Here is an 18036-nt window from a genome sequence, read left to right as displayed (position 1 = left end):
CGCGCGAGGGTTTGACCAAGTCGGCCACAAGGCTAGTCGTACACGCTCGCAAATGCAGGGCCGGGCTCGTCCTTTGGGGCATGGTGTGGCCCACACCCGTTCCACCGCTGGAGAAGTCATGCCAAGCCCCCTGTCGGGACGCAGCCCGTGGGCCCGCCGCTGCGCCGGACTCGTGCTCGCCCTGCTCGTGCCCGTGCCCCTCGCGGCGTGCCAGTCCGCCTCGGACCCGTCCGCCGCGCCCGAGCGGCTCAGCCGCAGCGACGCCCGCGCGAGCCTCGCCTCGCACCCGGCGCCGACGCACACCCGCATCCACCGGGTCTACGGCCGTCTGGCCGTGCCGAAGCGCAAGGCCGTGCGCCTGCAGGTGGGGCGGGTCGTGGACCGCTGGTGGGACGCGGCCTACCTCGGCGGCACCTACCCGCGCAGCAGCTTCCCCTCGGCCTTCCCCGGCTTCACCGCCGCCGCGGAGAGCCGCGCCCGCGCCGACAAGGCGCTGCTGACCAACCAGACCCGTGGCCCGTACGTCGACTCGGTGACGCCGAGGCACAAGGAGGTCCGGCTCGACGTCCTCGCCACCGGCCGGCAGGCCCGTTCGGTGACCGCGCACTTCGTGCTGCGCTTCGACTCGACCGGGACGAAGGCGGCGACCACCACCGTGCGGGGACGGCTGTTCCTGACCCGGGAGCGTGGCGCCTGGCGCATCTTCGGCTACGACGTCGCGAAGGGATCGAAGTGATGGACCTGCGGTCGTTGGCCCGACGGGCCACCCGGGCGCTCGCGCTGGCCGGCGTGCTCGCCGCCACCGCGCTCGTCGTGCCCCAGTCGTCGGTGCAGCCGACCGACGTCAGCCTGGTGCGGATCAGGCACGCCGAGGGCGTCGCGACCGGCGGCGGCGACGTCGTGTGGATCCTCGCCGTCGGCTCCGACGCCCGGCCCGGCGAGCTGATGACCCGTTCACGCGGCGACGCGCTGCAGCTGGTCGGGATCAACACCCGCACCGGCTCCGCGACCGCCATCGGCGTGCCGCGTGACTCGTGGGTCGAGATCCCCGGCCACGGCCGGGAGAAGATCAACTCCGCGCTCTACTTCGCCGGACCGCGAGGCATGGCCGGGGCGATGCGCAACCTCGTCGGGATCGAGCCCGACTACGTCCTGGTGACCCGCTTCCCGTTCTTCGAGGACATGGTCGACGACATCGGCGGGATCACGGTGAGCAACCCGCGCCGCTTCTCCGACCCCTACCTCAAGAAGGAGGGCTTCCGGCAGGGCCGCATCCACCTCGACGGCTACAACGCGATGGCGTTCTCCCGCATCCGCAAGGGCCTGGCCGGTGGTGACTTCGACCGCTCGGCCAACCAGCAGCGCACCCTGCGCGGCATCCACGCGCGCATCCGCGCCCAGGCCGACGTGCCGGGCTTCATCGAGCGCGGCGTGATGACGGTGCTGGAGCACACCGCGACCGACGCCTCGCCCGCCGAGCTCTTCCGCCTGGCCCAGGCCGTGGCGCAGGTCGACCCCTCGAGGATCACCACCTGCGTGGTGCAGGGCCGGGTCGGTTTCGTCGGCGCGGCCAGCGTGGTGTTCCCCGACGTGGCGCAGGCGCGGCGCCTCGGCCGGGAGGCCCGGGGAGACGCCGCGCTGCGCCACTGCTGATCAGTAGGGGTAGATCCGCCCGGCCGTGCGGGCCAGGTCGATCACCACGGCCTCGGAGTAGAGCTTGATCCGCAGGCCGATGACCTGTGAGCCCCGGTAGCCGGTGTCGACCAGCTGGCGCTGGATCTCGCCGGCGCCGTTGGGCAGCTCGACGACGCCGCCCGGGGCGGGCACCGGGACGGGCTGGCCTGCGACGGTGATCGAGCCGATCGCGGTGGACACCTGGGCGCGCACCCGCTCGCCGGACTTCTGGCGCATCGCGGCGCGCGAGCTGACGTCTGTGATCACCAGCTGGGCGGTGGGGATGGAGACCGACGAGATCGCGGTGCGCGACCAGCCCTTCGCCACCTTCTTCGACCGGAGCTGCTCGCCGTTGACCTGGTAGGTCACGCCGTCGAGCACGACCGGCACGGGCACGAGCTGGCTGGCGTGCGGCACCCGGTAGGTCTGGGTCCGCCCGCGCGAGCCCTGGCAGGGGAGCGCCTTGTGCTCGACGTTGCCGAACCGCAGTGCGCCCTGCAGGGCCTGGTAGTCCATCGCGGTGCCGCCGGAGCGGAAGACGCCGACCGGCGCGGGGCCACCCATGCGCACCCGTGCGGTGCCGAGCTCGACGAGCTGGCGACGGTCGCCGGCCGTGACCTCGATGCGGAGCGCGGAGGCCTGCGACTGGGCGTTGTGGTCGTTGGCGCGGCCGTTCTCGTAGCCGAGCGCGATGGAGCCCAGCCCGGGGATCTGGATCGGCTTCGTCACGTCGCTCAGCACCTGGAACACCTGCTGGGCGGTCTGCTGGGTGCCGCTGAAGACGGTGTCGGTGACCTGGTCGAGCGGCGCGAGCAGCTGCTGCAGCTCGGGCGGGAGGCTCTGCACCACGGTGTTGTCGAGCAGGCTCAGCGTGATGCTCGCGAAGGTGAAGCTCTCGGCGTGGCCGTAGCCCTGGGGGGTGTTGAAGGCGTCGGCGGTCGTCTGCAGGCCCTTGATGACCAGCTTCGGCGTGGTCAGGGGGCCGACCGTGCCGCCGATGCTGATGTCGCCGATCGTGTTGGTGCCGCGTACGCCGTGCGTCCTGCCCTCGGTGTAGGTCTCGGTGCGGCTGGTGCTGGCCGAGATGTTGATCAGCGGGTTGTCGGGCACCGACACCGCGCTCTCGGCCTCGACCACCTTGCCGACCGCCCGGGTGCAGAGCTGCTGGGCGTGGGCGTCCTTGAGGTTGAGCGCCTCGACGCTGTCGGTCACCAGCTTCACTCCGTAGACGTCGCCGCGGTAGCCGAAGTCGCTGAGCCGGTCGGCCTGGGCCGCCCTGACCACGGCTCCGTCCGCAGCAGTGGCCGGCGCAGCGGCTGTCGCCAGGGCCAGGCCGAGGCCGAGGGCGGTGCTGATCGCGGTCGCCCTGCGGCGCCTGGTGCGGTCTCCCACGTGCTCCATGTCTTCCTCCCAAGGACCGGGGAGTCGACGCATCGACCGGTCTCCCTTGTGACCGGTCGGTAACTCCCTCGCCCGGTCAACGACGGCTCCACGGATTGGTCACGTGGAGCGCGGCAGGCGATGTCAGGGGCGAGGACGAGCAGGTGCGCCCATGACGTAGGTGCGTGACCACCAGTGCTTCCCGCTGTCGCTGCTCCGTCGCCAGCCACGGCCGAGCAGCTCCGCGTCGAGCTCGTGCAGCCGCGCCTGTGCCGTCTCGATCCATGCGTTCGGCTCGATGAGGTCGTCGAGGTCCTGCAACCTCATCACCGGGAAGGTCGCGCCGGTGAGGACGTGGTCGTCAGCCCGGTGCTCAGGTCCCGGCGGGCGCGCCACGAACCTGTGCTGCGCGCTGCCGAAGGACCCGCCGATGGTGCTGGCCAGGGCCTTCACCCACGAGTGCTCGCCCAGCTCCTCGAGGTGGACCTCGACCGTCTCGTACGAGCTCATGAGCGCCGACCCAGCCGAAGGAGCCTCCAGGCCACGAGTGCGAACCAGGTGGGGAGCATGAGCCCGTAGAGCAGGTATCCCGGACCGATCATCGGGCGGAGCGCCTCGCTGACGATCCCGATGGCTCCGGTGAGCACCCCGAACACCATCAGGGCCCGGCCGAAGCCTCCCCTCCTCATGGGCAGGGACAGGAGGAGGATCCCGGCCGCAGTCAGCACGCCGGCCCATGACACGGCGTTGGTGGCGGCGACGAGAGCCTCCGCCGCGCTGACCAGACCGGCCCTCTCGGCGTCGGTGCGAGCCGCAGCGTAGGAGCTGCTGAGGATGACGAGTCCGCCGTGCAGCGACTGGGGGCTGCTGCCCAGGGCGAGCGCGATGACCTCGGACACCACCCCGATGAGTCCGCCCACGGCTGCGAGGCTCTTGTCCACGGACGTCAACGCCGTCGCGACCGCGCTGAACACGACGAGCGCGGGCACGCTGAGCCCCACGAAGCACACGAGCTCCGTCACGTAGACGACCTTGTGCGAGGCGATGAAGAGGAGCAGCTCGCGTCCGTCGACAGGCGGAACCGGCGCTGCGAACACCAGCACCACCGGGACCAGCACGAGGACGACGAACGCCAGGGCAGACACCCCACCGGCCCTGTACAACAGGCCCCACGAGGGATCGGGTGCCCTCGCTCCGTCGTCGTCGGCCGCCATGACCCCATCCTCGGGCGCCGGCCGTCGCGAGATAAGGGCACAACGTCCCCACCGCCGGGCTACGAGACCCCGGAGACCGAACGACGGATCTACGTCTGGCGTAGGTCCGTCGGCTCGAACGTCCCGGTTCACACAACGCGCCTCCGGCAGGATTCGAACCTGCGGCACCTGGTACCGGAAACCAGTGCTCTATCCCCTGAGCTACGGAGGCCTGCACGGGCCGAGGCCGGTGCGCGCCGAACACTACCGGTCGGTGCGGGCGGTCGTGAAACCGCCTCAGTCCGGCGTCAGCGCAGGGCGAGCGAGCCGGACGTGGCCGAGGTGAAGGGGAGGGCCGCGTGCTCGCTGATGCGGGCGTCGAGGGCCGCGGCGACCTCGTCGGGCCAGGGTGCGGTGAGGCGGGTCGAGAGGTCGATGTGGAGGAAGATCTCCTCGACCACGCACGCGACTCGCTGCTTGGTCTCGTCGAGCAGGTAGACCAGCGCGTGCCCGGCCCGCTCGGACCTGCCGAGCAGGCGGACCCGTGCGGACATCGTGTCGCCGGTGCGCAGCTCGCTGAGGTAGGTCACGTGGTGCTCGGCGCTGAAGCACGCGTGCCCGTGGGTCAGCGGCCACATCTGCGGGATGCCCACCTCCACGAGCGACTCGTCGAGGCCCTCGCTGGCGATCCCGATGTAGTGGCGGACGTTGAGGTGGCCGTTGATGTCCTCGAACGGCATCGGCACGGGCTGCTCGACGTAGGCCGGGAGGGCGATCAGCTGGTCGTAGGTCGGGTGCGTCGTCACAGGCAGACCCTAGGGCAGCACCCGGGCAGCGGCCGGGTGCGGGACCCGCGAGCGGCGGTCAGGGCGTGAAACCGGTTCGGGGGAGCCGGTGCCGCGCCGATAGGCTTGCCCGGTGAATCCAGAAGCTCTCTCCGAGACCATCGTCGACGTGCTGGGGGCCCTCGTGGCCGACGGCGCGATCACGCTGCCCGACGGCGTGCCGACCCAGGTCACGGTGGAGCGACCCCGCCAGCAGGGCCACGGCGACTACGCCACCAACGTCGCGCTCCAGCTCGCGAAGCGGGTGCAGGTCGGGGGCCAGGGGACCAACCCGCGTGCCTTCGCCGACCTGGTCGCCGAGCGGCTGCGCGCCGCCGAGGGCATCAGCGGCGTCGAGGTCGCGGGTCCGGGCTTCCTCAACGTGAGCGTCGAGGCCGGCGCGCAGGGCCAGGTGGCGGCCGACATCGTGGCGGCAGGGGCGGCGTACGGCCGGACGCGGACGCTGGACGGGCAGTCGGTCAACATCGAGTTCATCTCGGCCAACCCGACCGGCCCCCTGCACCTGGGGCACACCCGCTGGGCCGTGCTGGGCGACGCGATCGCGCGGGTGCTGCAGGCCGCGGGCGCCCAGGTGGCCCGCGAGTTCTACATCAACGACCGTGGCAACCAGATGGACCTCTTCGGTGCGTCGCTGGAGGCCTCCGCGCTGGGGCGTCCGATCCCCGAGGACGGCTACCAGGGCGGCTACATCGCCGACCTCGCCGCCGCGATCGTGGCCGAGCAGCCCGGCATCGTCGAGCTGCCCGAGGGGGAGCGGCTGCGTGCGTTCCGCGAGGCGGGCTACGCCCTGCAGCTCACGGAGCAGCAGGAGCAGCTCGACGGCTTCAACACCCACTTCGACGTGTGGTTCTCCGAGCGTGACCTGCACGCCGACGAGTCGCACGGCTCGGTCGCCGACACCTTGCGCGACCTCAAGGACAACGGCCACCTGTTCGAGGCCGACGGCGCGCTGTGGATGCGCACGACCGACTTCGGTGACGACAAGGACCGGGTGCTGATCCGGTCCAACGGCGAGCTCACCTACTTCGCCTCCGACACCGCCTACTACCTCAACAAGCGCTCGCGCGGTTTCGACCACTGCATCTACCTGCTCGGCGCCGACCACCACGGCTACGTCGGGCGGCTGCGCGCGATGGCCGCGTGCGTCGGCGACGACCCGGCCCTGACCCTCGACGTGATGATCGGCCAGCTCGTGAAGATCATGCGCGACGGCCAGGAGCTGCGGCTGTCCAAGCGCGCCGGCACGATCGTGACGCTCAACGAGCTCATGGACGAGATCGGCGTCGACGCGCTGCGCTACTCGCTGGCCCGCTATCCCGCCGACAGCCCGCTCACGCTCGACGTCGCCGAGATCACCAAGGCCTCGAGCGACAACCCGGTCTACTACGTCCAGTACGCCCACGCCCGCACCTGCCGGATGATGGAGAACGCCGCCGACATCGCCCTGACCCTGCCGGGCGAGGCGTTCGACCCGGCGCTGCTCGACCACGAGCTCGACGGTCGGCTGCTGCGCGCCCTGGCCGACTACCCGCGGGTGGTCGCCAGCGCCGCCGAGCTCCGCGAGCCGCACCGCGTCGCGCGCTACCTCGAGGACACCGCCGCGGTGTTCAACAAGTGGTACGACACCAAGGAGTGCCGGATGCTCCCGCAGGGCGACGAGCCGGTCACCCCCGCCAACGAGGCGCGCCTGGTCCTGGTGGCCGCGACGCGGACGGTGCTGGCCAACGGCCTCGACCTGCTCGGCGTGACCGCTCCCGAGAGGATGTGATCGGCCGTGCCGACCGCCCACCCCTCCGGCTGGGCGCACGCCGACGGCGCGCTCCGCTCGACCAGACCGGGCGGGCCCCACTGGCTGCGGGAGCCCGACGACACCAACGCCCTGGTCGCCCACCTCTGGTCGGCCACGGCCACCAAGACCGACGGCGTGCTGAGCGTCGGCGGGGTGCCGCTGCCCGAGCTGGTGCGTGAGCACGGCTCACCGGCGTACGTCCTGGACGAGGACGACTTCCGCGCCCGGGCACGCGCCTTCCGTGACGCCTTCGACGACTACGAGGTCTTCTACGCCGGCAAGGCGTTCCTGTGCACCACCGTGGCGCGCTGGCTCGCCGAGGACGGGCTGTCGCTCGACGTGTGCTCCGGCGGCGAGCTCACGGTCGCCGAGCGTGCTGGCTTCCCGATGGAGCGGGTGGGCTTCCACGGCAACAACAAGACCGTGGCCGAGCTCGCCCGCGCCGTCGAGCTCGGGGTGGGGCGCGTCATCGTCGACTCCTTCGACGAGATCGGCCGCCTCGCGTCGCTCGCCGAGGAGTTGGTGCGCACCGTCGGGGTGATGGTGCGCGTCACCGCGGGCGTGGAGGCCCACACGCACGAATACATCGCCACCGCGCACGAGGACCAGAAGTTCGGCTTCTCGATCGCCAGCGGCGACGCCCTCGAGGCCGTACGCCGTGTGCACGCCGCGCCGGCGCTGCGCCTGCTCGGGCTGCACTCCCACATCGGCAGCCAGATCTTCGACACCTCCGGCTTCGAGGTCGCCGCACGACGCGTGCTGGCCCTCCACGCCAGGGTCGGTGCGGACCTGGGCGTCGAGATGCCCGAGATGGACCTCGGCGGCGGCTTCGGCATCGCCTACACCACGCAGGACGACCCGGCCGAGCCCGCCGACCTGGCGGCCGGCATGTCGCAGATCGTGGCGCACGAGTGCCGCGCGCTCGGCATCTCCGCCCCGCGACTCTCGATCGAGCCGGGACGCGCCATCGTCGGCCCGTCGATGTGCACCGTCTACGAGGTCGGCACGGTGAAGGAGGTCGCCCTCGACGGCGGGGCGCGGCGTTCCTACGTCTCGGTCGACGGCGGGATGAGCGACAACATCCGCACCGCCCTCTACGACGCCGACTACTCCGCGACCCTCGCGTCGCGGCGCTCGGAGGCGCCGGCGTCCCTCGCCCGTGTGGTGGGCAAGCACTGCGAGGCCGGCGACGTCGTGGTCAAGGACGAGTTCCTGCCCTCCGACGTGCGCCCCGGCGACCTCGTGGCCGTGCCCGGCACGGGCGCCTACTGCAGGTCCATGGCGTCCAACTACAACCACGCGCTGCGTCCTCCGGTGATCGGAGTTCGGGACGGGAAGACTTTCACTGTGCTGCGACGAGAGACTGAGGCCGACCTGATGGCGACCGATGTGGGTGTTTCCTCATGACTGACAAGCGCACCTTGAAGGTGGCCGTGCTCGGCTGCGGCGCCGTCGGCTCCCAGGTGGTGCGGCTGCTCAGCGAGCAGCACGACGACCTGGCCGCCCGGGTGGGCGCGCCGGTCGAGCTCGTCGGGGTGGCGGTGCGACGCCTCGACGCGCCCCGCGACGTCGAGGTGCCCGAGGGCCTGCTCACCACCGACGCCGCCGCCCTGGTGGCGCGCGACGACGTCGACCTGGTGGTCGAGGTGATCGGCGGCATCGAGCCGGCCCGCTCGCTGATCCTCGCCGCGCTGGACAACGGCGCCAGTGTCGTCACCGCCAACAAGGCCCTGCTCGCCGAGGACGGTCCGACGCTCTTCGAGGCCGCGGCCAAGGCGCAGCGCGACCTCTACTACGAGGCGGCCGTGGCGGGCGCCATCCCGATCCTGCGCCCCCTGCGGGAGTCGCTGGCCGGCGACAAGGTCACCCGCGTGCTGGGCATCGTCAACGGCACCACCAACTTCATCCTCGACAAGATGGACACCTCCGGCGCCGGGTTCTCCGAGGCGCTGGAGGAGGCCCAGGAGCTCGGCTACGCCGAGGCCGACCCGACCGCCGACGTGGAGGGCTTCGACGCCGCCGCCAAGGCCGCGATCCTGGCCAGCCTGGCCTTCCACTCCCGCGTCACGGCCTCCGACGTCTATCGCGAGGGCATCTCCGAGGTGACCGCCGCCGACGTCGCGAGCGCCCGCGACATGGGCTCGGTCGTCAAGCTGCTCGCGATCTGCGAGCTGCGCGGCGACCAGGTCGCCGCCCGCGTGCACCCGGCGATGATCCCGCGCTCGCACCCGCTCGCCAGTGTGCGCGAGGCCTACAACGCGGTGTTCGTCGAGTCCGAGGCCGCCGGTCAGCTCATGTTCTACGGCCCCGGCGCCGGGGGCGCGCCCACGGCCAGCGCCGTGCTCGGCGACCTGGTGACGGTCGCCCGCAACCGCCTCGCCGACACCCGCGGCGCGGGGGAGTCGGCGTACGCCGATCGCGCGGTGCAGCCCATGGGCGAGACCCGCACCCGCTACCACGTGGCCATCGACGTGGACGACCGCGCGGGCGTGCTCGCGGCCGTCGCCAACGCGTTCGCCGACCACGACGTGTCGATCCAGACCGTGCGCCAGGAGGGTCGCGGGGCCGACGCCCAGCTCGTGGTCGTCTCGCACGCAGCCCCCGACGCGGCGCTCAGCGCGACCGTGCGGCAGCTGCGCGGGATGGACATCGTACGCGAGGTCACCTCGGTGATGCGCGTCGAGGGGGGCGACGAGTGAGCACCACCGACGCACCCTGGGCCCACCACCAGTGGCGCGGGCTGATCGAGGAGTACCGCGACCTGATCGACCTGCTGCCCGCCGACCTCGAGGCGGTCACCCTGCGCGAGGGCGGCACGCCGCTGGTCCACTCCGACTGGCTCTCGTCGATGACCGGGGGCCAGGTCTGGCTGAAGGTGGAGGGCGACAACCCCACCGGCTCCTTCAAGGACCGCGGCATGACCACCGCGATCTCGCTCGCGAAGCACGAGGGGGCGCAGGCGGTGGTGTGCGCCTCGACCGGCAACACCTCGGCCTCGATGGCGGCCTACGCCGCGAAGGCCGGGCTCAAGCCGCTCGTGCTGGTGCCCGAGGGCAAGATCGCGGCCGGCAAGATGGCCCAGGCCGTCGTGCACGGGGCGCAGATCATCATGGTGCGCGGCAACTTCGACCACTGCCTGGAGATGGCGAAGGGGCTGGCCTGGAACTACCCCGTGGCACTGGTCAACTCGGTCAACCCGGTCCGGCTCCAGGGCCAGAAGACCGCGGCCTTCGAGATCTGCGACTTCCTCGGCGACGCCCCCGACTACCACCTGCTGCCCGTGGGCAACGCCGGCAACATCTCGGCCTACTGGATGGGCTACGAGCAGTACGCCGACCTCGGCCGCGCCAGCAAGCGCCCGGTCATGCGGGGCTTCCAGGCCGAGGGCGCCTCGCCGCTGGTGACGGGCGAGCCGTTCCCCGACCCGGAGACCAAGGCGACGGCCATCCGCATCGGCAACCCGGCCTCGTGGAAGCTCGCCGAGGCCGCCGCGCACGAGTCGGGCGGACGGTTCGCCGCCCTGTCCGACGCGCAGATCCTCGCCGCCCAGGTCGAGCTCGCGCGCCACGACGGTGTCTTCGTGGAGCCCGCCTCCGCGGCCGGCGTCGCGGGCCTGCTGGCCGAGCTCGCGGCCGGTGAGAGCTACGCCGGCGCCACGGTGGCGATCACCGTGACCGGTCACGGCCTCAAGGACACCGCCACGGCGCTCGAGTCGTTCGGCGACGTCGTCGACACGGTCGTGGACGCCGACGTCGACGCTGCGGCCGCTGCCGCCGGCCTGGTCTGAGCATGGCCACCTTCGTCGAGGGACCGGTGCGCGTCACCGTGCCTGCGACCTCCGCCAACCTGGGACCCGGGTTCGACGCCTTCGGCCTCGCCCTCTCGCTGCGCGACGAGCTCGAGGCGCAGGTGCTGCGCGAGGGCCTGGTCGTCGACGTGGAGGGCGCCGGCGCCGACGGCGTACCGCGCGACGAGTCGCACCTGGTGGTGCGCGCCATGCGCGCGGCCTTCGAGCTGATGGGGGAGCAGCCCCCGGGCCTGCGGCTCGCGTGCCGCAACCGGATCCCGCACGCCCGCGGCCTCGGCTCGTCGTCGGCGGCGATCGTCGCCGGGGTCGTGCTCGCCCGTGGGCTCGTCGCCGGCGGGCAGCTGCTCGCCTCCGACGAGGCGCTCTTCGGGCTCGCCGCGGACCTCGAGGGGCATCCCGACAACGTGGCGGCGGCGTTCTACGGCGGGTTCGTCATCTCCGGGCGCGAGGACGACCACTGGTGGGCGGTGCGCGCCGGCGTCGACCCGCGCATCACTGCTGTCGCCTTCGTGCCGCCGACCGGCGTCGAGACCACCGTGGCGCGGGGTCTCCTGCCCGCCTCCGTCCCGCACGCGGACGCGGCCGCCAACTCCGGTCGCGCGGCCCTGCTCGTGGCTGCGCTCAACGGCCAGCCCGAGCACCTGCTCACCGCGACGCGCGAGTGGCTGCACCAGGACCAGCGTGAGCCCGCGATGCCGCAGACCCTCGCGCTCGTACGCCGCCTGCGCGCCGCCGGCGTGCCGGCCGTGGTGTCCGGCGCCGGCCCGACCGTGCTGGCGTTCGGCACCGTCGACTCCTCGGCGCTGGTCGCGCGGTGCCCGGAGGGCTGGGAGTGCCACGACCTGTCGATCGAGCAGTCCGGCCCGCTCCTGCTAACCTGACGCCGCGCCGTTCGGCGCACCTGCCCGTCCCGGACACTCCTGTCCGCGCGCACGGGCGACCACCATCCGCCTCGCAGGCCGCTCGCCGGTCGTCGCGGGCGACGCAACGTGCGAAGGATCCACGTGACCGAGACTCCCTCCGCCACCCCTGCCGAGCAGCAGGACGCGGCTCCCGACGCTGCCCCCGATGCCGCTCCCGATGCCGCTCCCGATGCCGCTCCCGATGCCGTGGCGAAGCCCGCGAAGAAGGCAGCCGCGAGGTCGGCGTCGAAGTCGGCCGGCCTGGGCTCGATGCTCCTGGCCGACCTGAAGTCGATGGCCGCCGGCCTCGGCGTCGCAGGCGCCGGCTCGATGAAGAAGGCGCAGCTGGTCGAGGCGATCAAGGCCGCCCAGTTGCCGGCTGCTGCCCAGCCCCAGAAGCAGGCCCAGGCCCAGTCGCAGGACCAGCAGCCGCAGGACCAGCAGCCGCAGGCCGAGGCCGTCGCGCCGCAGGCGGCGGAGACCGTCGAGGCCCCGGTGCAGTCCGAGCCGGCCCCGCAGACGACCGTGCGCACCCGCACGCGCAAGCAGCGCCAGGTCGAGCAGGCCGAGCAGAAGCAGGCCGAGCAGCGCCAGCCCGAGCCGCAGAAGCAGCAGCCGGAGCAGCAGTCCGAGCCGAAGCAGTCCGAGCCGAAGCAGTCCGAGAAGGGTGCCCGGCAGGACAAGCAGGGCCAGGACAAGCAGGGCCAGGACAAGCAGGGCCAGGACAAGCAGGGCCAGGACAGGCAGAAGCAGGACAAGGGCCAGAAGCAGGTCGAGCAGGCCGAGCAGAAGCAGGACCGCCAGCAGGACCGCCAGCAGCAGGAGCGCCAGCAGGACCGGCAACAGGACCGCCAGCAGCAGGACCGGCAGCAGCAGAACCTGAACCAGGGCCAGCAGCACGATGACGACGACGACGGCGAGGGCGGCAGCCGTCGCAACCGTCGCCGTCGCGGTCGCGACCGCACCGTCGCGCGCGTGGCGGGCGGTGCCCGCAACGAGCCTGACACCACGATCCTCGAGGACGACGTGCTGGTGCCGGCTGCCGGCATCCTCGACGTGCTCGACAACTGCGCGTTCGTGCGTACGTCGGGATACCTGCCCGGCCCGGAGGACGTCTACCTGTCGCTCTCGATGGTCCGCAAGTACCACCTCCGGCGCGGAGACGCGGTCGTCGGCCAGGTCCGTCAGCCGCGCGAGGGCGAGCGGCGCGAGAAGTTCAACCCGATGGTCCGCATCGACAGCGTCAACGGCACCGAGGCCGAGGGCGCCAAGGAGCGTCCGGAGTTCGGCGACGCCGTCCCGGTGCACCCGCACCAGCGACTGCGGTTCGCCACCGACGAGTCCAACCTGGCCGGCAAGGTCGTCGACATCGCGGCGCCGGTCGGCAAGGGCCAGCGCGGGCTCATCCTGGCCCCGCCGCGCTCGGGCGCCACGACCCTGCTGCAGTCGATCGCGCGGTCGGTGACGACCAACAACCCCGAGTGCCACGTGATGGTGGTGCTGGTCGACACCCGCCCGGAGGAGGTCACCGACTTCCAGCGCGCCGTCAAGGGCGAGGTCGTGGCCTCGACCTTCGACCGCCAGCCCGCCGACCACACCCTCGTCGCCGAGCTGGCGATCGAGCGGGCCAAGCGCCTGGTCGAGCTGGGCCACGACGTCGTGGTGCTCCTCGACTCGCTCACGCGACTGGGGCGCGCCTACAACCTCGCCGCCCCCGCCAACGGGCGGGTGCTGGGCGGGCTGGTGGACGCCTCCGCGGTCCACCCGACGAAGGAGTTCTTCGGCGCCGCCCGCAAGATCGAGGACGCCGGATCGCTGACGATCCTCGCGACGGTCGCCGTCGGCACGGGCTCGGCGACCGACGAGTTCTTCCTCGAGGAGCTCGCCGGCACCGCCAACCTCGAGCTGGTGCTGAGCGCCGAGCTCGCGGCTCGCGGGATCCTGCCGGCGGTCGACGTCGCGGCCTCGGGCACCCGCCACGAGGAGAAGCTGCTGGCACCCGCCGAGGGGGCCGTCGTGGGCGACCTGCGCAAGCAGCTCGCGGCCGCCGACTCCGCCCAGGCCGTCGCCAAGGTGATCGGCTCCCGCTGACCTGCCCGGGCGGGAATCTGCGGATTGGCGCCGTTGTTCAGACCGGTGGCACACTTGTGCGTCGGTTCCGGTTCACGTCACATGCGATCCACGCAGGCGACCCGGAGCAATTCGAGAGGAAACCATGAAGAAGGACACTCACCCCGACTACGTCGAGACCGCCGTCACCTGCACCTGCGGCGCGTCGTTCACCACCCGTAGCACCGCGACCTCCGGCTCGATCCACGCCGATGTCTGCTCGCAGTGCCACCCGTTCTACACCGGCAAGCAGAAGATCCTCGACACCGGCGGCCGCGTCGCCCGGTTCGAGTCCCGCTACGGCAAGAAGGCTGCTGCCCAGCCGGAGAAGGCCGAGAGCAAGTAGTCCACGTCAGGCGCCGGTCGCCCGCTCCGTGCGGGTGGCCGGCGCCTTGTCGTCTGTCCACACCACCAGAGGAGCAGCATCGTGTTCGAGGCCGTCGAGGGCATGCGCGCGGAGCACGCCGATCTCGAGCAGAGGCTCGCGCTCCCCGAGACCCATTCCGACCAGCGCCTGGCCAAGCAGCTCAACCAGCGCTACGCCGAGCTGACCGCGGTCGTCACGACGTGGGAGGAGTGGATCCGGCTCGGCGAGGACCTGGAGGCGGCGCGCGAGCTGTCCGGGGACGACGAGGCCTTCGCCCGCGAGGCCGACGAGCTCGCCGTACGGCGCGAGCGGGCCGAGGAGCGACTCCGGCGCCTGCTGGTGCCGCGTGACGCCGCCGACGGCAAGGACGCCCTGCTCGAGATCAAGTCCGGGGAGGGTGGTGAGGAGTCGGCGCTCTTCGCCGGCGACCTGCTGCGGATGTACTCCCGCTACGCCGAGGCCCGGGGCTGGAGCGTGGAGGTGATCGACGCGACCGAGTCCGACCTCGGCGGCTACAAGTCGGTGACGGCGGCCGTGAAGGCCCGCGGCACCGTCGAGCCCGGCCAGGCGCCGTACGCCCTGCTCAAGTTCGAGGGCGGGGTGCACCGCGTCCAGCGCGTGCCGGTCACCGAGTCCCAGGGTCGCGTGCACACCTCCGCCGCGGGCGTGCTGGTCATGCCCGAGGCCGAGCAGGTCGACGTCACCGTCGACGACAACGACCTGCGCATCGACGTCTACCGCAGCAGCGGCCCCGGTGGCCAGAGCGTCAACACCACCGACTCCGCGGTGCGCATCACCCACCTCCCGACGGGGATCGTGGCGAGCTGCCAGAACGAGAAGAGCCAGCTGCAGAACAAGGAGTCCGCGATGCGCATCCTGCGGGCCCGGCTGCTCGCCGCTGCGCAGGAGGCCGCCGACGCGGAGGCCAGCGAGGCCCGTCGGAGCCAGGTGCGCACGGTGGACCGCTCGGAGCGGATCCGCACCTACAACTTCCCCGAGAACCGCATCTCCGACCACCGCACCGGATACAAGTCCTACAACCTCGACCAGGTGCTCGACGGCGACCTGCAGCCGGTGCTCGACTCTTGCGTCGAGGCCGACCTCGCGGTCCGGCTCGCCGCACTGGAGTCCTGAGTGCGCGCCAGCGCCGCCCGGCGGGGCGCCGCGTCCGCGCTGCGTGACGCCGGGGTCGCCTCGCCCGAGCGCGACGCCGACCTCCTGCTCGCCCACGTGCTCGGGGTCGGCCTGGGCCGGCTCCCGCTGGTGGACGACCTCGACGACGCCCAGCGCACGGCGTACGACGCCCTGGTGGCGCGCCGCGCGGCCCGCGAGCCGCTGCAGCACCTGACCGGCACCGCCGCCTTCCGCCACGTCGAGCTCGCCGTCGGTCCCGGGGTCTTCGTGCCCCGTCCCGAGACCGAGCTGCTCGCGGGCTGGGCGATCGAGCAGGCCGCGCTCGTGCCGTCGCCCGTGGTCGTCGACCTCTGCACGGGATCGGGCGCCATCGCCAAGGCCGTCGCCGACGAGGTGCCGGGCGCGCAGGTCCACGCGGTCGAGCTCGACGAGGGTGCGCTGGCCTGGGCCGAGCGCAACCTCGCCGGCAGCGGGGTCGACCTGCGCCACGGCGACCTCGCCACCGCGTGCGACGACCTGCGCGGCAGCGTCGACGTGGTGGTGTGCAACCCGCCCTACATCCCGCTCGAGGCCTGGGAGTCGGTCGCCGCCGAGGCGCGCGACCACGACCCGCACCTCGCCCTCTTCTCCGGCCAGGACGGCCTCGACGCGATGCGCGTCCTCGAGCGTCGCGCAGCCCTGCTGCTGCGGCCCGGGGGAGCGGTGGGGGCCGAGCACGCCGACGTCCAGGGCGAGTCGGCGCCGGCGCTCTTCGCCGCCACCGGCCGCTGGACCGACGTGGTCGACCACCGTGACCTCGCGGGTCGGGCGCGCTACGTGACCGCCCGGCTGGCACGATGAGCGCCGTGGACAGGTTCGAGACCTCGACGGAGGAGGAGCGGGAGACCGCGGTCAGCGCCGCGGCTGCCGCCGTACGACGTGGGCAGCTGGTGGTGATCCCCACCGACACCGTCTACGGCATCGCCGCGGACGCGTTCTCGCACGAGGCCGTGCAGGCACTGCTCGACGCCAAGGGGCGTGGTCGCGAGATGCCGCCGCCCGTGCTGGTGTCCGCGGCCACCACGCTGGACGCGCTCGCCGAGGGCGTGCCCCCGTGGGCCCGCGCCCTCGTGGAGGAGTTCTGGCCCGGTCCGCTGACCCTCGTGTGCCGCCAGCAGGCCTCGCTCATGTGGGACCTGGGGGAGACCCGGGGCACCGTCGCGGTGCGCATGCCCGACGACGAGGTGGCGCTCGCCGTCCTGGAGCGCACCGGGCCGCTCGCGGTCAGCTCCGCCAACACCACCGGCCGGCCTGCCGCCACCGACGCCGGGGCCGCCCAGGAGATGCTGGGCGAGTCCGTCGCGGTCATCGTCGACGGCGGCACCTCGCCCGGCGGCGAGGCCTCCACGATCATCGACGTCACGGTCCCCCAGGGCCGGGTCCTGCGCCTGGGTGCCCTCTCGCTCGACGCGCTCAACGCCGTGCTCGAGGAGCACGGCGTCGTGCTCGCGGACGAGGCCTGAGGCGTGCGGGAGTACCTCCTCGTCTTCCTGGTCGCCCTGTCGGTGACCTACCTGCTCACCGTCATCGCGCGCGAGATCGCCCTGCGCACCGGTGCGGTGGCCGCCGTGCGCGACCGTGACGTCCACGCCGAGCCGATCCCCTACCTCGGGGGGCTGGCGATGCTCGGCGGCCTCTCCGCGGCCTACCTGGTCGCACGCGAGCTGCCGTTCCTGGGCCTGCGCAGCGAGGGCTTCGTCTTCAAGGACGCCGGCGTCGTGCTCCTGGCCGGAGCGCTGGTGTGCGCGGTCGGGGTGATCGACGACATCTTCGACCTCGACGCGCTCACCAAGCTCGGGGGACAGGTGCTCGCGGCCGGCCTGCTCGTGGTCATGGGCGTGCGGTTCTACTACTTCCCGAGCGCGGACGGCACCCAGTTCGCCCTCGACGACGCCCAGGGCGCGCTGCTGACCCTCGTCGTGGTCATCGGCACGATGAACGCGGTCAACTTCGTCGACGGGCTCGACGGGCTCGCGGCCGGGATCGTCGGCATCGGCGCGTCCGCGTTCTTCCTCTACTGCTACATGCTCTCCGACCAGAACAACCTCACCCTGGCCACCACCGGGGCCCTGCTCAGCGCTGCGCTGGCCGGTGCCTGCGCCGGCTTCCTCCCCCACAACTTCCACCCCGCCCGGCTGTTCATGGGCGACTCCGGGTCGATGCTGATCGGGCTGGTGCTCTCCGCGAGCGCCCTCACGCTGACGGGGCAGTTCTTCGGCATGCCCAACACCGAGGGCAACAGCCTCTTCGTGACCGTGCTGCCCGTGCTGCTGCCGATCTCGCTGCTGATGGTGCCGATGGTCGACCTCGTGCTCGCCGTCGTACGCCGGACGCGGGCGGGTCGCTCGCCGATGAGTGCCGACAAGCAGCACCTCCACCACCGGCTCCTCGAGATCGGCCACTCCCAGCGCCGTGCGGTCCTCATCATGTGGCTCTGGGCGTTCACCCTGGCGACCGGTGCCGTGATCGTGAGCCTCTTCGACGATCCGTGGGTGTGGTGGAGCCTGGGGTCCATGCTGGCGCTCACGGTCACCATGACGTTCGTGCTGCCCAAGCTCCACCGACCTCCGAAGACGGGCCTCGGTGACACCGGACTGCCCGAGAACGCCCTCGTCGAGGGCCGCCTCGAGGAGGCGGGGGAGCCGGGGGAGGAGCCCGAGGACCAGCCGGTGGACCAGCCGGTCAGCCAGCCGGCCGACGGGTCGGGGGAGGGCGTCGCGGGACGCTGATGCGGAGGCACGGAGGACTTTGTGATAGTTTTCACGAGCACCCAGACCGACCCCCACGGACAGGCCG

General features: G+C 72.4%; 17 protein-coding genes and 1 tRNA gene. 13 read left to right on the top strand and 5 right to left on the bottom strand.

Going from position 1 to position 18036, the window contains the following annotated elements:
- Window positions 1-118 precede the first annotated feature (118 nt).
- Window positions 119-736 (top strand): hypothetical protein, encoded by a 618-nt coding sequence (locus ASG76_RS06485; protein WP_157558992.1) that lies wholly within the window; start codon window positions 119-121, stop codon window positions 734-736.
- Window positions 736-1653: an LCP family protein gene (locus ASG76_RS06480; RefSeq protein WP_056601479.1), complete on the top strand. Its 918-nt coding sequence runs from the start codon at window positions 736-738 to the stop codon at window positions 1651-1653. Before ASG76_RS06485 ends, ASG76_RS06480 begins: the two co-directional genes overlap by 1 nt.
- Here the strand turns inward: ASG76_RS06480 and ASG76_RS06475 are convergent, their stop codons facing one another.
- From ASG76_RS06475 to ASG76_RS06455, 5 genes are all read right to left on the bottom strand, one after another.
- A complete protein-coding gene (locus ASG76_RS06475; protein WP_056601476.1) occupies window positions 1654-3075 on the bottom strand; it encodes a choice-of-anchor P family protein in 1422 nt (473 codons plus the stop codon).
- A 123-nt stretch (window positions 3076-3198) separates the two neighbouring features.
- On the bottom strand, window positions 3199-3564 hold the full coding sequence (locus tag ASG76_RS06470) for a hypothetical protein (RefSeq protein WP_056601473.1): 366 nt from the start codon (window positions 3562-3564) through the stop codon (window positions 3199-3201).
- Window positions 3561-4268, bottom strand: coding sequence for a hypothetical protein (locus ASG76_RS06465; protein WP_056601469.1), 708 nt, complete (start codon window positions 4266-4268; stop codon window positions 3561-3563). Before ASG76_RS06465 ends, ASG76_RS06470 begins: the two co-directional genes overlap by 4 nt.
- Before the next feature lie 138 nt (window positions 4269-4406).
- A tRNA-Arg gene (locus ASG76_RS06460) sits at window positions 4407-4479 on the bottom strand.
- A 76-nt stretch (window positions 4480-4555) separates the two neighbouring features.
- On the bottom strand, window positions 4556-5053 hold the full coding sequence (locus ASG76_RS06455; protein WP_056601466.1) for a thioesterase family protein: 498 nt from the start codon (window positions 5051-5053) through the stop codon (window positions 4556-4558).
- Between the two features lie 112 nt (window positions 5054-5165).
- Between ASG76_RS06455 and argS the strand changes: the two genes are divergently transcribed.
- The 11 genes from argS (at window position 5166) to ASG76_RS06400 (ending at window position 17969) form a co-directional block, all read left to right on the top strand.
- Window positions 5166-6860, top strand: a complete 1695-nt coding sequence (gene argS, locus ASG76_RS06450; protein ID WP_056601462.1) for an arginine--tRNA ligase — start codon at window positions 5166-5168, stop codon at window positions 6858-6860.
- Window positions 6861-6866: 6 nt separating this feature from the next.
- Window positions 6867-8288: a diaminopimelate decarboxylase gene (lysA, locus tag ASG76_RS06445; protein ID WP_082587320.1), complete on the top strand. Its 1422-nt coding sequence runs from the start codon at window positions 6867-6869 to the stop codon at window positions 8286-8288.
- Window positions 8285-9580 carry a homoserine dehydrogenase gene (locus tag ASG76_RS06440; RefSeq protein WP_056601460.1) on the top strand — a complete coding sequence of 432 codons (1296 nt, stop codon included), beginning with the start codon at window positions 8285-8287 and terminating at the stop codon, window positions 9578-9580. Before lysA ends, ASG76_RS06440 begins: the two co-directional genes overlap by 4 nt.
- Entirely contained in the window at window positions 9577-10668 is a 1092-nt protein-coding gene (gene thrC, locus ASG76_RS06435) for a threonine synthase (RefSeq protein WP_056601457.1), read from the top strand. Before ASG76_RS06440 ends, thrC begins: the two co-directional genes overlap by 4 nt.
- Before the next feature lie 2 nt (window positions 10669-10670).
- Entirely contained in the window at window positions 10671-11570 is a 900-nt protein-coding gene (gene thrB, locus ASG76_RS06430) for a homoserine kinase (protein WP_056601455.1), read from the top strand.
- Between the two features lie 123 nt (window positions 11571-11693).
- Entirely contained in the window at window positions 11694-13682 is a 1989-nt protein-coding gene (gene rho / locus ASG76_RS06425; RefSeq protein WP_162254092.1) for a transcription termination factor Rho, read from the top strand.
- A gap of 124 nt (window positions 13683-13806) precedes the next feature.
- Window positions 13807-14046: a 50S ribosomal protein L31 gene (rpmE, locus tag ASG76_RS06420; RefSeq protein WP_056601448.1), complete on the top strand. Its 240-nt coding sequence runs from the start codon at window positions 13807-13809 to the stop codon at window positions 14044-14046.
- An 81-nt stretch (window positions 14047-14127) separates the two neighbouring features.
- Window positions 14128-15201, top strand: coding sequence for a peptide chain release factor 1 (gene prfA / locus ASG76_RS06415; protein WP_056601445.1), 1074 nt, complete (start codon window positions 14128-14130; stop codon window positions 15199-15201).
- Window positions 15202-16041: a peptide chain release factor N(5)-glutamine methyltransferase gene (gene prmC / locus ASG76_RS06410; RefSeq protein ID WP_056601443.1), complete on the top strand. Its 840-nt coding sequence runs from the start codon at window positions 15202-15204 to the stop codon at window positions 16039-16041. It abuts the gene before it with no gap.
- Window positions 16042-16046: 5 nt separating this feature from the next.
- Complete coding sequence (locus ASG76_RS06405) at window positions 16047-16703, top strand: L-threonylcarbamoyladenylate synthase (RefSeq protein ID WP_414858317.1); 657 nt, start codon at window positions 16047-16049, stop codon at window positions 16701-16703.
- A gap of 3 nt (window positions 16704-16706) precedes the next feature.
- Window positions 16707-17969, top strand: coding sequence for an MraY family glycosyltransferase (locus ASG76_RS06400; RefSeq protein WP_082587318.1), 1263 nt, complete (start codon window positions 16707-16709; stop codon window positions 17967-17969).
- Window positions 17970-18036: the final 67 nt, after the last annotated feature.

This window comes from Nocardioides sp. Soil774 (assembly GCF_001428125.1).
Lineage (GTDB): Bacteria > Actinomycetota > Actinomycetes > Propionibacteriales > Nocardioidaceae > Nocardioides.
This window is presented reverse-complemented; position numbering and strand designations above follow the sequence as displayed.

What these genes read in the sequence shown, in the direction of transcription:
- ASG76_RS06485 (WP_157558992.1), top strand. Translation starts at nt 119, where the DNA reads ATGCCAAGCCCCCTGTCGGGACGCAGCCCGTGGGCCCGCCGCTGCGCC.
- ASG76_RS06480 (WP_056601479.1), top strand. Translation starts at nt 736, where the DNA reads ATGGACCTGCGGTCGTTGGCCCGACGGGCCACCCGGGCGCTCGCGCTG.
- ASG76_RS06475 (WP_056601476.1), bottom strand. Translation starts at nt 3,075, where the DNA reads ATGGAGCACGTGGGAGACCGCACCAGGCGCCGCAGGGCGACCGCGATC.
- ASG76_RS06470 (WP_056601473.1), bottom strand. Translation starts at nt 3,564, where the DNA reads ATGAGCTCGTACGAGACGGTCGAGGTCCACCTCGAGGAGCTGGGCGAG.
- ASG76_RS06465 (WP_056601469.1), bottom strand. Translation starts at nt 4,268, where the DNA reads ATGGCGGCCGACGACGACGGAGCGAGGGCACCCGATCCCTCGTGGGGC.
- ASG76_RS06440 (WP_056601460.1), top strand. Translation starts at nt 8,285, where the DNA reads ATGACTGACAAGCGCACCTTGAAGGTGGCCGTGCTCGGCTGCGGCGCC.
- thrB (WP_056601455.1), top strand. Translation starts at nt 10,671, where the DNA reads ATGGCCACCTTCGTCGAGGGACCGGTGCGCGTCACCGTGCCTGCGACC.
- rpmE (WP_056601448.1), top strand. Translation starts at nt 13,807, where the DNA reads ATGAAGAAGGACACTCACCCCGACTACGTCGAGACCGCCGTCACCTGC.